The following is a 13091-nucleotide window of genomic DNA, read 5'->3' as shown; positions in this document are numbered from 1 at the left end:
ACGCCCGGCAGGTCGGAGGCCGACCTACCGGGCGTTCGGCTTGTGGTCTCAGGGAACCGGAATCAACCTGTTCTTGACGCAAACCCTCAGGCCCGAGGCAGCCCTGTTGGTGCTGCTGCCGTCATCGGTCGTGGCGGGGTGGGACGACAGGTCGGCGTCCGGGGGCCTGGACCGGGGGGACTTGGCGCTCGCTGGGGGGAACCGGTGCAGGCAGGTTCGCCACCTCGTACTGGGCCAACGCCAGGTTTCCGGCGGTGCTGGGCATCGTCGGAGGGTGGGCCGGTCTGCCGCGGAAGCGGAAGGCCGAGGTGAGATCGCCGAAGGTCGTCCTCCGCCAGGCGCTGATGTTCGGACACTCCACGCCCGTCACCCGCTCCAGCAACCGCAGGTTCGAGGTGTGGTCGAACGGCTCACTGCACACCCAGCCACCCGCCGTCCACGGCGAGACGATGATGCAACCGACCCGGAAGCCTGCCCCGACCGGAAGACCGCCGCCGTTGACGCCACCCGGGGAGGTCGCGGTCACGAACTCGTCGGGAGTGCCGGCCGGCGGGGTGGGCGGCGGGACGTGGTCGAACATGCCGCCGTTCTCGTCCCAGACCAGGATGAACACCGTCTTGGCCCACACGTCGGGGTTCGCCGCGATCGCGTCGATCTTCGACGCGATGTACTGCGCTCCAGCGGCGGGCATGGATTGATTGGGGTGCTCGTTCTGCCCGGCAGGGGGGAACAACCAGCTCACGGTCGGAAGCCGGTCGTTGAGCGCGTCGTACTCGAACTGGCCAGGAGCGGACGGCACCCGAGTGTTCTCGTACAGAGGCGAGGTTGTGGGCGCGTCCCGGTACGCCTGGAAATAGGGGTAGGCCTGGCTCTTCATTCCCCCCTCTTCCCAGTAGAACTTCCAGCTCACTCCGGCGTCGGTGAGGTTCTCGGCGTAGGTCCTCCACGTGTTGATGTTCATACGGTTGATGAGAACAGGGCCGCCGGCCGTTCCGTTGGGATCAATCGTGCCGGTTTCCCACATGAGCCGGTTCGGAGTCGTGGACCCGAGGACCGAGCAGAAGTAGTTGTCGCAGATCGTGAAAGCATCGGCCAGTGCGCGGTGGAACGGGATGTCCTGCTCGTCGAAGTATCCCATGAGGAGCGGAATCCTCGACTTGTCGCCCTGGATATACCGATAACTAGCCGGCAGCCACTGGTCCATCTTGCCCCCGTTCCACGCCATGTGCGACGGGTCCCACGCGTAGTCGCCGGCCGTCGGCATCCCCTGCGCCGACGTCGTGCGACTGTCGAGGTGGAACGGGAGCACATAACCATCAGGGTTCTTGTCCGTAGGCTGGTAGAACACGCTGCGACCCGTCGGCAACCGGATCGCGTTCGGATCCGAGAAACCCCTCACACCCGACATGGTCCCGAAGTAATGGTCGAAGCTCCGGTTCTCCTGCATGAGCAGGACCACGTGCTCGATGTCGTTCAGCGACGGCCGCCTGCCCGATGGGGGCGAAGCCAGCGCCTTTTGGACATTGGGCGGCATCAGCCCCAGTGCTGCGCCCCCTGCGGCAGCACCCGCCCCCAACAACCGGCGCCGAGTAAACACCGGACCCTGCGAAGACTGAGTCTCCTCGGCCATCAAAAGCTCCCTCACCGCGACGCGACCCGCCTACCGGCCGCACATTCGACCTGGAAACAGCGAGTTTCGATGCTAGGCCGACGGCTACGAACACAAGATCCGCTCGACGAGAACTCCGGCCTAACACCGGGTGGCGCTGCGAGAACTCCTCACCCAGAGATGTCGCCATCTCCTCGTGGGTGACCGACTGGGTGACGACGGAGGTGAGCAAGGGCCGGACGTCCGTGGATTCTGGCGGACAGTTGCCGCCGCCCTGCCGCTCGCGCAGTCCGCCACCGAACAGGCAAAACGCCCGGTGGGGTCCGTAGGTGCGCATCGGGCGTTCGGCGTACCAAGTCCCACCGGTTTCCGCCGTCGCCATCCGGGGCGTCCTCTCATCCCTGGCGGGCGAACCGGTCTCGCCTCAGCCGGATGGACGATGTCGGGTGAGGAGGTGCCGCACCTCGGTCGCGCCTGGGTGCGGACACCACCGTGTCGCTATGCGGAGGCGAGCCGGAAGGAGTCACCCGATGACCGGGCCGATCAGCAACGAGCGGCGTGCCGAGAACTACCGGAAGCAGACCCGGCGCAAGGAGCCGACGCCACGCCAGCGGCGTCGGCTCGACAAGAAGGCCGGTGTGATCCGCAACCGGCGGCCAGCACGTCCTTGAACGCGAGTTGACCAGAGTGGACGGCGGGGTGCCACAGCTCCTTGGAGCGACGTGCGGCACCCCGCCCGTACGCGGGTCTGGCGGCCGGGCTACGGCGTCCAGAGGCCGAGGTCGATGGTCCGGGTCAGCGTCGCCTGCTCGTCGTCGCCGTCCAGCGACCAGATCATCGCGCCACCCAGCCGCTCCGCGCGGATGTACAGCGTCTTCTGGAGTACGACGGCCGGATCGTCGTACGTCCAGAACGTCGTACCGTCGTAGAGCCAGGCGGTGCCGGCGCGGAGGTCGCGGTAGACCTTGAAGCCGTCCTTCCCGGCCTTGGTCTTCAGCACCTTGTAGTCCTCGTAGCCGGCCTCGAAGGTGGCCGGGGCGGCGCCGCCGGTGGAGGTGCCGAACAGGCCGTTGCGCCCGCCGGTCACCCCGGTCCAGCCGCGCCCGTAGTAGGGGATGCCCAGCACCAGCTTGCGGCGCTCGGCGCCCCGGTCGAGCCAGGCGTCGATGGTGCGGTCCACCGCGAAGTCCGGCTCGGTGGCCCCGGCCGGTACCCGCAGCGCGGACTGCTGGTTGGCGATCGGCTCCCAGCTGCCGTGGAAGTCGTAGCCCTGCACGGTGGCGAAGTCCAGGTTCTTGAAAACCTTCCGGACCTCGAAGCCGGCGTCGATCGCGGCCGGGTTGGCCGGTACGAACGCGGTCAGCTCGTAGTGCTTCCGGGCCGGCTTGCCGAGCGTGTCGAGCTGGCGGCGGAACTCGGCGACGAGCGCGGTGAAGTTCTGCTTGTCCTCGGGCCGGTAGACGGTGTCGACGTCACCGGCCGAGCCCGGCCACTCCCAGTCCAGGTCGATACCGTCGAAGACTCCGGCGAGCGAGCCGGGCCCGCCGGCGCTGCCGTCCGGGTTCGGCAGGTTGCCCTTGAGGTAGAGGTCGATGCAGGAGGCGACGAACTTCCGCCGCGACTCGGGGGTCAGCGCCGCGTCGGAGAAGTGCGTCGACCAGCTCCACCCGCCCAGCGAGATCAGCACCTTCAGGTCCGGGTGCGCCGCCTTGAGCTTCTGGAGCTGCCCGAAGTTGCCGTTCAGCGGCTCGCCCCAGGTGTCGGCGACGCCGTCCACGCTCTCCTCGGCCGGCACCGGCCGCTGGTAGTCGGCCCAGGCGTCGCCCTCGCCCGGCCCGCCGTCGACGTAGCACCGGCCGTCCGGGCTGACGTTGCCGAAGGCGTAGTTGAGGTGGGTCAACCGGCCGGCGGCGCCCGAGTCGTGCAGCTTCTTGACCGTGAAGGCCCGGCCGTAGATGCCCCACTGGGTGAAGTAGCCGACCTTGACGAAGTCGCCGCCCCGGCCGCCGTCGTGCCGGGACGCCGCGCCGGGCGCGGCCGAAGCCGGGGGTACGGCGATGCCGGCGAGCAGGGCGGTGACGGCGGTGGCCGCGGTGACGGTACTGAGTCGACGGAGAACGGATCCGCGCATATGCACTCCTGAAGCGGGGGATGGAGCGTCGGCAGAACAGTTAGGAAAGTTTCCGGTGTCCTGCAAGGTAGGGCGGTCGATGTCCGGTGGTCAAGTACGCTGCGCCGGATCGCACCGAAGATGTAGCGGTGGGTAGTTAAAGAACATTTAGGAATCTGAACTGATCCAATCCGAAGCTCTCTCGCGTATCCACCGGTGGCTGCGACCGGGCAGCGGACGATCGAGGGAGCGGTGTATGTACAGGCGACGCAGGACGACCAGCCGGGCGCGGAAGGTGTTCCTGGGCGTGGCGGCGGCGGCCCTGCTCGGCGGGGGGCTGGCCGTCGGCACCGGACTCGGCAACGCGGGCGAGAGCTGCGCCGGCCTGGACACCGCGCTGCGCAACAACCTGAACTTCATCGCCGGCCAGCAGGCCAACCCGGACGCCCAGTCCGAGGCCCGGATCGCCAACCGGCAGGCCGTGGTCGACCTGATCCAGCAGCGCCGGGCCACCGCCGGCTGCACCGCGGACGTACGCGCGGACGCGCCGGTCCCGCCCGCCGCCCCGCCGGCGGCCGAACCGACCGGGACCCCGGCGAAGCCTCCGGCCCAGCCGCCCAAGGCACCCGCCCAGCCACCGGCCAACCCCGGCGGCGGCAACGGCTCGAACGGCAACGGCTCGAACGGTGGCGGTGAGGTGGTCTGCAAGGGTTCCACCGTCACGCTCTTCAACGAGGACGCCGGGCCGGCCGCGTCCAGCGGGACCTTCCCGATCGGCACCACGTTGAAGGTCACCAACCTGGACAACAACAAGAGCGTCACGGTCAGGGTGACCAGCCCGTCCGGCAGCTGCGTACTGCTCAACAACGCCGCGTTCGAGCAGGTTCGGGAGCCGGGCAAGTTCCTGATCCGGCGGCCGGTGATCGAGCGGATCGGCTGACACCCTGCCCGGGTGGCCCGGTCCGTCCCGCCGATCGGTCCGGGTCACCCGTCTCCGTAGTCCGGCTGTTGCCCAGCCCGAGCATGCCGGACTGGCCCAGCCACCAGGCCGAAGACATCGGCGCGAGATTGGCGCCGCCGTCCTCGTTACGGGAACTGATCAATACCACCGGAGTGCCGAAGTACAGCACCCTGAGCCCGGGAACGATGTGCATACGGCAACTCTCATCGGCCGGGCGGGCGGTTGCTGGCGGCCACCGGACGTGGCGTTCTGGCAGGTCAGCCAGGGGTTGTCGGAGCCGTAGTCGGGGGCGCGACGAGCCTCAGCACCGTACGCCCGGCGACCTCGGCGGGGACGAACCACTCGGGCACGTCCACCAACTCCGCCAGGTGCCGGCGCGCCTGGCCGACCGACATCGACTCGGGGATGCCGACGTGTCCCAACTCGACGTCCCGGATGTCGGCCCGGAAGGTGTAGCGGAACTCCTGCTCGCCCATATAGGTGAGCGCGATCCGTCCCTGCCAGTCGATCCGGTAGCCCGCGCCGCTCGGCTCGCGGAAGAAGTCGACCTGGTGCGCGGCGACCGAGTCGTGGCCGAGCAGATAGATCCGGAACGCCGGCGCGGCCTCCGGGTCGGCGATCGGCAGCGGATCGGCGGTCAGCCGTTGCGGCTCCGTCCCGGCGAACCGGAACGGGCGCCCGGGAGTCGCCGCCACCAGTCCCGTCGCGTCCTCCCAGGTCGAGCCGAGCGTGCAGGAGTGGTAGTTCTGCCAGACGATCGGAGCGAGGAAGTCCTCGACGTCGTCCCCGTCGTCGTTGACGTCCTCCTCGGCCGACTCCTCGTCGGCTTCGTCGTAGTCCGCGGTCTTCAGCATGAGGTCGAACCAGAGCCGGCCGTCGCCGTCGAGTCGGCCGGTCCAGGCGAACTCGGTGACGCGGTGCCCGTCCGGCCATGGGGTGCCGGGAAACCAGATCCTGCCCTGCACGGACCGGACCCTACCGCCGACCGGCGACACCCAACTCCCCCATACGACGGCGGCGGTTCAGCAGGTGCCGAAGCCCTCGTCGAAGAGGCGCTTCGCGTAGTCGGTGTAGCCGGCGACGGTCTTCCGGACCGTGCGTCCGTCGTGCAGGAAGAGGTAGGCCCGGTCGCCCTGCATGGCCAGCAGCCCGTCGTAGCGGTAGCTGCCCGAGGGCGCGGTCAACCGGGTGGCGGCCGGATAAGCCTCCTCGACCTGGTCGACCGGGGTGCCGGTGGTGACCCCTTCCGGGGTACGCACCGGTGGGCTGGCCCAGAGCAGCACCAGCCGCTCGTCGGCGAAGACCGGGCTGACCGCGGCCGGGCCGGTCAGGCTCGGGCCGCAGGCGAGGGCGGGTTCGGTGTGGAGTTCACCGCGCCGGAGCAGTTCCTGCTCGGTGTCGCCGAACTCGATGTCGCGTACGCCCTTGAGATGGAGGACGTCCGGCCCGTAGGCGGGCGTTGTCGCCGGCTCGTCCGAGACCGTCCGGTACGCATGGCAGAGCGCCACCGCACCCGCAACGAGTACCGCCACCAGACGTACGACTTTTCGTGCCTCCATGTACCCCTCCGGGGACAGAGCGTAGTTTACCCCTGATTCGCCCAGTTCGCCGGGGTGGTGGATGCGCATCCACAGCCTGTGGATAGCACATGTGTACGAGTAAAACCGGTTACCCCTGGTGGAAAACGCCGGCCACAATCCGGCCATGGTGATCATCGCCGAGCCGCTGCACGCGCGGCCTCGACCTACCGAGGAACTGGCCTGGCTCGGCGAGGGCTGGCCGGAGTTCGTCTTCCACGACGAGGGGGCAGCCCGACACCTCGGCCGGATCCGGGAACTCTTCGCCGGCCTGGCCGGGAAACTGCTGCGGGCACTCGGCGACCTCGCCGCTGCCCAGCACCGGGTGATCTGCCCGGTCCGGCCGACCCGCAAGGCGCGCTATCCGCTCACCCCGATCGACAGGTACGCCGACTGGACCCGGCCGGACGGCACGCCCTTCGACCCGTGGTTGCGTACCCACGTCAGGCTGGGTGGGCGGATCATCGCGACGGCGCCCCGGTCGCAGGCGATCACGGGCACCGCCGCCGAGTGGCAGCGCTGGACCGGACTGGAGTTTCCCGACTCCGGCGAGTACGTCATCCCGGACGGTCTGAGTACGCTGCATGTCGACCTGGACGCCGACCGGGGAAGCTACGTCGAACCCAACATCTGGGTCCAGCACCGCTGACCTGGACGCCGCGTCCTGGACCCCGGCGCCCCCGGTCGGTCACGCCGCCCCCGGTCGGTCACGTCGACGGGCGCGGTCATCGGCGGTGAATCAGGGGCTACGGGGCCGGGAGCAGGTCCTTCGACACCAGTTTGCCGTGCGCAGCGCAGAGCCGGTAGACGTCCAGCCGGGGCTGGAGCACGTCGCCGTGCGAGCGGTAGTACCGGCAGTCGGCACCGGCCGGCACCGGCAGTGGATCCGGATCCGGCGGTTCCAGCATCTCCCGGCGGGGCAGCAGGGGGAGCGCGGTGGCCCAGTCCTGCCCGACCCGCAGTTCCGCGTACCGTTCCGGGCTGAGCACCGAGTTGCCGGTCGCGTAGAGGTAGTAGCCGAGGGCGGCACCACCGAGTGTTCCGGCGAACGTGGCCAGCACCATCGTCGCCGCGACCAGGCCCCGCCGGGCCTCCCGGTGCACCCGCCGACGCCGGTCGGCGGCCGACCCGGCCGTCGGGACCGCACCGGACGACACCGGGTCCCCCTGCGCTGCCTCACCCGGGCGGCCGGCCCGGCCGGGCAGTCGGGCGACGACCTCGAAGCCGCCGTCCCGCGCGTCGGTGTGCAGGGTGCCGCCGGCCAGCCGTACCCGCTCGCGGAGCCCCACCAGGCCGCGTCCGCCCCGGTCCGGGACCGGCGCGGACCGCGGTGCACCGGCTGGCCGGGCATTCGTGACGCTGACCAGCACCATCCCGGTGTCGTCCACACCGAGCCGGACGCTCACCGCCGCGCCCGGCGCGTGCTTGTTGGCGTTGGTCAGTGACTCCTGCACCACCCGGTAGACAGCCCTCCCCACCAGCGGCGGAAGCGGTTCCGCCGGACGCCCGTCGTGCAGTTCGACCGGCATCCCGGCCGCCCGCGCCCGGCGCACGAGGTCGGCGACACCCCCGGCGTCGGCCCGCAGCGCCGAACGGGCGGCCAGATCCTGTCTCCCCGCCGGGACCGGTCCCGGCGCGGGTTGTGGTCCCTCCGCGGATTGTGGTCCCGCCACTGGTGCGGTGTCGCGCGCTGGTGCGGCCTCGCCCGCCGGGTCGGGGTCGTCGTCACGGAGGACGTCGATGATGTCCCGCAACTGGCCGGTGGCGGCGGCCGCGCCGGCCCGGAGCTGACCGGCCACCGCCCGGGTCCGCTCGTCCAGGTCGGCCGAGAGCTCCAGGGCGCCGGCCCGGAGCGCGAGCAGGCTCAGCTCGTGGCCGAGCGAGTCGTGCATGTCCTCGGCGATCCGGGCCCGCTCGCGGAGGCGTACCTCCCGGGCCAGCATCCGCTGTTCGCGTTCGAGTTGCTCGGCCTGCTCCCAGCCGGCGGCAACCAGCGCGCGCTGCTGCCGCTGGTAGCGGCCGACCAGCCACGGAAAGAGTCCGGCGTAGACCAGTGCACCGGCCATTGTCGCCCAGGCCACGAAGCCGGACCAGCTCAGCACCAGCGGGGTGCCGAGTGCCGTGAGGGCGGAGTAGCTCGCCGCCGCCGGCCAGGTGCTGGCCATTCGCCGGCCGACGAGATAGCTGACCAGCGGCAGGCCGAGGGAGTAGTTTCCGTCCAGCGCGCAGAGCAGCACCACGGCGAAGAGCGGGACCAGTGGCAGGCGGCGCCCCGCCGCCACCGCGCCGCCCCAGACCGCCAGGCCGCCGATCAGCAGCCCGAACGGGTACGACCGGTGCCCGGTCCAGGACCAGGCCACCACGGCGGCCAGTGATGCCCAGAGCAGCAGGTCCAGGAGGGGAGCCAGGTAGCGCCGCCGCCCGCCCCCGAACCGGTCTGCCTGCGCCGCGGGTCGCACCGTTTCGACGGTACGCAGCGAAGCGGCTCCCGACGATCCGGGACGTCGCCCCGCCGACCCGGAAAAGCCGGCGTCGCCGACCCTGAGAAAGGTCAGGGTCGGCGGCTGACCATCGGGTGCAGCCGAGCAGCGGCCCGGGTTCGTAGCTTCGAGCCATGCTGACAACCGAAACCGGGCTGAGTACTGCCCAGGTCGCCGAGCGGATCGCGGCGGGGCAGGTCAACGACGTACCGGTGCGGTCCGCGCGGACCGTCGGGGAGATCGTCAAGGCGAACCTCTGCACCCGGATCAACGCGATCATGGGGGTGCTGTTCGGGGTGATCCTCGCGGTGGGTCCGATCCAGGACGCCCTCTTCGGCGGCGTGATCATCGCCAACACCCTGATCGGGGTGGTCCAGGAACTGCGTGCCAAGCGCACCCTGGACCGGCTGGCGATCGTCGGCGCGGCCCGCCCGGTGGTACGCCGGGACGGTCAGGCAGTCGAGGTGACCTCCGCCGACCTGGTACTCGACGACCTGATCGAGCTGGGACCCGGCGACCAGATCGCGGTCGACGGGGTGGTGGTCGAGGCGGAGCAACTGGAGGTCGACGAGTCGCTGCTGACCGGCGAGGCCGACCCGGTGCTGAAGCAGGCCGGCGATCCGCTGCTCTCCGGCAGCTTCGTCACGGCGGGTACCGGCGCGATGCGGGCCACCAAGGTCGGCCGGGCGGCGTACGCGGCCCGGCTCGCCGAGGAGGCCAGCCGGTTCACCCTGATCAACTCGGAGCTGCGCGGCGGCCTCAACACCATCCTCCGGTTCGTCACCTGGCTGATCATCCCGACCGGACTGGCCCTGATCGTCAGCCAGTACCTGGTCAACTCCGACAACCTGCCGGAGGCGGTCCGGCGGATGGTCGCCGGGCTGGTCCCGATGGTGCCGGAGGGGCTGGTCCTGCTCACCTCGGTGGCGTTCGCGGTCGGGGTGATCCGGCTCGGCCGGCGGCGCTGCCTGGTGCAGGAGTTGCCGGCGATCGAGGGACTGGCCCGGGTCAGCGCGGTCTGCCTGGACAAGACCGGCACGCTCACCGACGCCGCGATGGCGGTGGCGGAGGTACGCCAGCTCGACCCGGCCGTCCCGCTGCCGGAGGTGCTGGGTCTGCTCGGCGCGGCCGACGAGCGGCCGAACGCCAGCCTGCGGGCGATCGTCGAGGCGTACCCGGCGCCGCAGGGCTGGCGGATCGGGGAGCGGGTCCCGTTCTCGTCCGCCCGGAAGTGGAGCGGAGCCACCCTTACCAGCCCGGACGGGATCAGCGCGCAGTGGCGGCTCGGCGCCCCGGACGTACTCCTGCCGGCCGGGCATCCGGCGCTGGCCGAGGCGGACGCGTACGGTGCGCGGGGCCTGCGGGTGCTGCTGCTGGCCCGGGTCACCGTCGAGGGGCCGGTGCCCGACCCGGTGCCGGTCGCGCTGGTGGTGCTCGCCCAGCGGCTCCGCCCGGAGGCACCCGACACGCTGCGCTACTTCGCCGAGCAGGGCGTGGCGGTGAAGGTCCTCTCCGGCGACAACGCGCTCTCGGTGGGCGCGGTGGCCCGCAGCCTCGGACTGCCGGGCGCCGAGCACCCGGTCGACGCCCGGGAACTGCCCACCGATCCGGCGGAACTCGCCGAGGTGGTGCAGCGGCACACCGTGTTCGGGCGGGTCGGGCCGCAGCAGAAGCGGGACATGGTGGCGGCGCTCCAGGGCGCCGGGCACACGGTGGCGATGACCGGGGACGGGGTCAACGACGTACTCGCGCTCAAGGACGCGGACATCGGGGTGGCGATGGGCTCGGGCAGTCCGGCCAGCCGGGCGGTGGCCCAGATCGTGCTGCTGGACAACAACTTCGGCGCGCTACCGGCGGTGGTCGCCGAGGGGCGGCGGGTGATCGGCAACATCGAACGGGTCGCGAACCTCTTCCTGACCAAGACGGTCTACTCGGTGCTGCTGGCCGTGATCGTGGTGCTGAGCCAGGTGCCGTACCCGTTCCTGCCCCGGCACCTGACCATCATCTCGTCGCTGACCATAGGCATTCCGGCGTTCTTCCTGGCACTGGCGCCCAACCACGAGCGGGCCCGGCCGGGTTTCGTGGGCCGGGTGCTGCGGTTCGCCGTACCGTCCGGGCTGGTGGCGATGGCGGCGACGATCACCTCGTACCTGGTCGCCCGGAGTGTCTACGACGGCGACCTGGCCGCGGAGACCTCGGCCGCGACGCTGACTTTGTTCCTGGTCGGGCTCTGGGCGGTGGCGATCATCGCCCGGCCGTACACCTGGTGGCGGATCCTGCTGGTGCTGGCCCTCGGGTGTGCGTTCGCGGCCATCCTGGTGGTGCCGTTCCTCCAGGAGTTTTTCCAGTTGAGCCTGGTCGGCACGACCGCGCCGGGCATAGCGGCGGGGCTCGCGGTCGTCGCCGGGCTGTTGCTGGAACTGATCCGCCGGTCTTCGGTGCCAGCCTCTCCGGTGGCTACTCGCGAGCGCGGCACGAATTGGTGAGTCGGGTGTGGACCCTTGTCTTCTAACGTCGTTCTCGACCGGGAGAACCCAGGTCGGAGGCGGATCGGCCCCGAAAGAAAGCGAGTTCGGGGAACTGTCGGGGAAATGACAGTCCGGGCGCCCGATAGAGAACGAGGAATGAGGAGAGCTGCCCGATGTACGTACGACGGAATGGCGCTGGGCGTACCCGACGGATCGCCACCACGGTGGGCCTGGCGTCCGCCGCGTTGCTGGTGACCCAGTTGACGCTGGTCGCGCCGGCCAGCGCGGTGCCCGGCCTGGTGTTGAAGGTAACGGGCGGCCCGAGCAACAGCGACTGGAAGACGACGAACGCGCAGTGCCCGGTCGGCACGACGGTGCTCGGTGGTGGCGGGCGGATCGTGAGCGGCAACGGTGCCGCCAACAGTCAGGTGACGATGGACACCATGCTGCCGCTCGTCGGCGGGGAGGCGTACTCGGTGACCGGTCGGGAGGACGGCAACGGGTACGGCGGCGACTGGTCGATCACCACCTCGGCGCTCTGCGCGCCGGCTCCGGCTGGCCTGGAGACCCGCACCCAACTCTCGGACAGCGACTCCAACGAGGGCAAGACGATGGACGTCGAGTGCCCGCCCGGCAAGAAGGTCCTCGGCCTCGGTGCGGAGATGTCCGGCGGGATGGGCCGGGTGGTCATCGACGACCTGCGGCCGAGCGCCGACCTGACCAAGGTGACGGTGGCCGGAATGGAGGACGGCGGCACCGACTACCTCAAGGAGTGGATGATGGTCGGCAAGGCGATCTGCGCGACCCCGCCGGCCGGCCTGGTCCGGGTGACCGGCTTCGGTGTGCTGGATTCGCAGACCCCGAAGACCGCGACCGTGCGGTGCCCGGACGGCAAGCGGGTGCACGGCGTCGGCGGTGAGATCGACAACGGCCAGGGCCGGGTACGGATGACCGCGATGTGGGCCTCCTCGTCCACCACGGTCACGGTGACCGGCGCCGAAGAGGAGGGCGGCTACGGCAACTCGTGGGCCGTCAAGGCGTACGCGATCTGCGCCTGACCGTCACACACCGACGGATCCCCGTCCGCCCGGAAGGGTGTACGGGGATCCGTCCGCTGTGTTCGGTGCCGGTCGGCAGGCTCGTGGCGACTGCCGTCCGGGCCCCTCAGGACAGCACGCGGTAGGTGACGTGCGTGACCAGGCTCGCCGCCCGCGACGTCACCTGCTCCAGTTTCAGCGGCGGGACGCCCTCGAACAGCCGCGTGCCGGCGCCGAGCGTGAGCGGCGCGATGTGCAGCCGCAGCTCATCGATCAGGCCAGCGGCGAGGTACTGGTTGATGGTGGTCGCGCCGCCCATGATCGCGATATCGCCGTCGCCAGCCGCTTCGCGCGCCTGTGCCAGTGCCGACTCGATTCCGTCCGTGACGAAGTGGAACGTGGTGCCGCCCTCCATCGGCTGCGGCTCGCGCGGGTAGTGGGTGAGCACGAACACCGGGGCGTGGTACGGCGGATTGTCACCCCACCAGCCGTTCCACTGCCGATCCCACTCGCCACGTACCGGGCCGAACATGTTGCGCCCCATGATGAATGCCTTGGCGGTGGTCATCTGGTCGATCTCGGCCCGGCTCTCCTCGGGCGCGTCGGTGAACCAGGCGTGCAGCTTGTCGCCCCAGCCATCGCCGCCGTCATCGCCGAACGGGCGCTCCTCGGTCTGGTTGAGCCCGGCCGTGTACCCGTCGGCCGAGACCGTGATGCCGCAGACCACCTTGCCGTTATGTGCGGTCATTGCCCTGTCCTCCTCGTGGCGACCTGCCGTCGCCCCCGCGGTCCGCTTCGTGTCAAGCATCAGCATGAAACAACCGACGCATGACGTCCAATGCCAATCCT

Annotated in this window: 11 protein-coding genes and 1 pseudogene; 5 read left to right on the top strand and 7 right to left on the bottom strand. The window is 70.5% G+C overall.

All coding sequences use genetic code 11. The features are described 5' to 3' along the window. Positions 1–121: 121 nt before the first annotated feature. On the bottom strand, positions 122–1630 hold the full coding sequence (locus R6Y94_RS17565; RefSeq protein WP_318396920.1) for an alkaline phosphatase family protein: 1509 nt from the start codon (positions 1628–1630) through the stop codon (positions 122–124). Between the two features lie 509 nt (positions 1631–2139). Here R6Y94_RS17565 and R6Y94_RS17560 point away from each other — a divergent pair. Continuing rightward, the gene (locus R6Y94_RS17560; RefSeq protein WP_318396919.1) at positions 2140–2280 is read left to right on the top strand and encodes a hypothetical protein; all 141 of its coding nucleotides are present in this window, start codon (positions 2140–2142) and stop codon (positions 2278–2280) included. A gap of 89 nt (positions 2281–2369) precedes the next feature. On the opposite strand, the gene R6Y94_RS17555 is transcribed toward R6Y94_RS17560, so the two are convergent. Continuing rightward, entirely contained in the window at positions 2370–3740 is a 1371-nt protein-coding gene (locus tag R6Y94_RS17555; protein ID WP_318396918.1) for a glycoside hydrolase family 18 protein, read from the bottom strand. Positions 3741–3975: 235 nt separating this feature from the next. Here R6Y94_RS17555 and R6Y94_RS17550 point away from each other — a divergent pair, with 235 nt between their 5' ends. Beyond that, on the top strand, positions 3976–4659 hold the full coding sequence (locus R6Y94_RS17550) for a hypothetical protein (RefSeq protein WP_318396917.1): 684 nt from the start codon (positions 3976–3978) through the stop codon (positions 4657–4659). A 70-nt stretch (positions 4660–4729) separates the two neighbouring features. On the opposite strand, the pseudogene R6Y94_RS17545 reads toward R6Y94_RS17550, so the two are convergent. From R6Y94_RS17545 to R6Y94_RS17535, 3 genes and pseudogenes are all read right to left on the bottom strand, one after another. Then, a pseudogene (locus R6Y94_RS17545) lies at positions 4730–4873 on the bottom strand (flavin reductase family protein); the annotation flags it as partial. 64 nt (positions 4874–4937) lie between these two features. Next, a complete protein-coding gene (locus tag R6Y94_RS17540; protein WP_318396916.1) occupies positions 4938–5645 on the bottom strand; it encodes a hypothetical protein in 708 nt (235 codons plus the stop codon). Between the two features lie 57 nt (positions 5646–5702). Continuing rightward, positions 5703–6215, bottom strand: a complete 513-nt coding sequence (locus tag R6Y94_RS17535; RefSeq protein WP_318396969.1) for a hypothetical protein — start codon at positions 6213–6215, stop codon at positions 5703–5705. A gap of 169 nt (positions 6216–6384) precedes the next feature. Between R6Y94_RS17535 and R6Y94_RS17530 the strand changes: the two genes are divergently transcribed. After that, on the top strand, positions 6385–6906 hold the full coding sequence (locus R6Y94_RS17530) for a hypothetical protein (RefSeq protein ID WP_318396915.1): 522 nt from the start codon (positions 6385–6387) through the stop codon (positions 6904–6906). Positions 6907–7003: 97 nt separating this feature from the next. Here R6Y94_RS17530 and R6Y94_RS17525 read toward each other — a convergent pair whose 3' ends face one another. Then, on the bottom strand, positions 7004–8716 hold the full coding sequence (locus tag R6Y94_RS17525) for a sensor histidine kinase (RefSeq protein WP_318396914.1): 1713 nt from the start codon (positions 8714–8716) through the stop codon (positions 7004–7006). A gap of 155 nt (positions 8717–8871) precedes the next feature. Here R6Y94_RS17525 and R6Y94_RS17520 point away from each other — a divergent pair, with 155 nt between their 5' ends. Then, positions 8872–11223, top strand: coding sequence for a cation-translocating P-type ATPase (locus tag R6Y94_RS17520; protein ID WP_318396913.1), 2352 nt, complete (start codon positions 8872–8874; stop codon positions 11221–11223). A 155-nt stretch (positions 11224–11378) separates the two neighbouring features. Next, entirely contained in the window at positions 11379–12263 is an 885-nt protein-coding gene (locus R6Y94_RS17515; RefSeq protein WP_318396912.1) for a hypothetical protein, read from the top strand. 106 nt (positions 12264–12369) lie between these two features. Here the strand turns inward: R6Y94_RS17515 and R6Y94_RS17510 are convergent, their stop codons facing one another. Then, complete coding sequence (locus tag R6Y94_RS17510; protein WP_318396911.1) at positions 12370–12990, bottom strand: dihydrofolate reductase family protein; 621 nt, start codon at positions 12988–12990, stop codon at positions 12370–12372. Positions 12991–13091 lie beyond the last annotated feature (101 nt).

This window comes from Plantactinospora sp. KLBMP9567 (assembly GCF_033446045.1).
Classification (GTDB): domain Bacteria; phylum Actinomycetota; class Actinomycetes; order Mycobacteriales; family Micromonosporaceae; genus Plantactinospora.
Note: the sequence above shows the minus strand (reverse complement) of the source record. Positions and strands in the feature narration are given on the sequence as shown.

Bases quoted from the DNA above. Each gene is read 5' to 3' on its own strand.
- R6Y94_RS17565 (WP_318396920.1), bottom strand. From the start codon at position 1,630: ATGGCCGAGGAGACTCAGTCTTCGCAGGGTCCGGTGTTTACTCGGCGC.
- R6Y94_RS17560 (WP_318396919.1), top strand. From the start codon at position 2,140: ATGACCGGGCCGATCAGCAACGAGCGGCGTGCCGAGAACTACCGGAAG.
- R6Y94_RS17555 (WP_318396918.1), bottom strand. From the start codon at position 3,740: ATGCGCGGATCCGTTCTCCGTCGACTCAGTACCGTCACCGCGGCCACC.
- R6Y94_RS17550 (WP_318396917.1), top strand. From the start codon at position 3,976: ATGTACAGGCGACGCAGGACGACCAGCCGGGCGCGGAAGGTGTTCCTG.
- R6Y94_RS17530 (WP_318396915.1), top strand. From the start codon at position 6,385: ATGGTGATCATCGCCGAGCCGCTGCACGCGCGGCCTCGACCTACCGAG.
- R6Y94_RS17520 (WP_318396913.1), top strand. From the start codon at position 8,872: ATGCTGACAACCGAAACCGGGCTGAGTACTGCCCAGGTCGCCGAGCGG.
- R6Y94_RS17515 (WP_318396912.1), top strand. From the start codon at position 11,379: ATGTACGTACGACGGAATGGCGCTGGGCGTACCCGACGGATCGCCACC.
- R6Y94_RS17510 (WP_318396911.1), bottom strand. From the start codon at position 12,990: ATGACCGCACATAACGGCAAGGTGGTCTGCGGCATCACGGTCTCGGCC.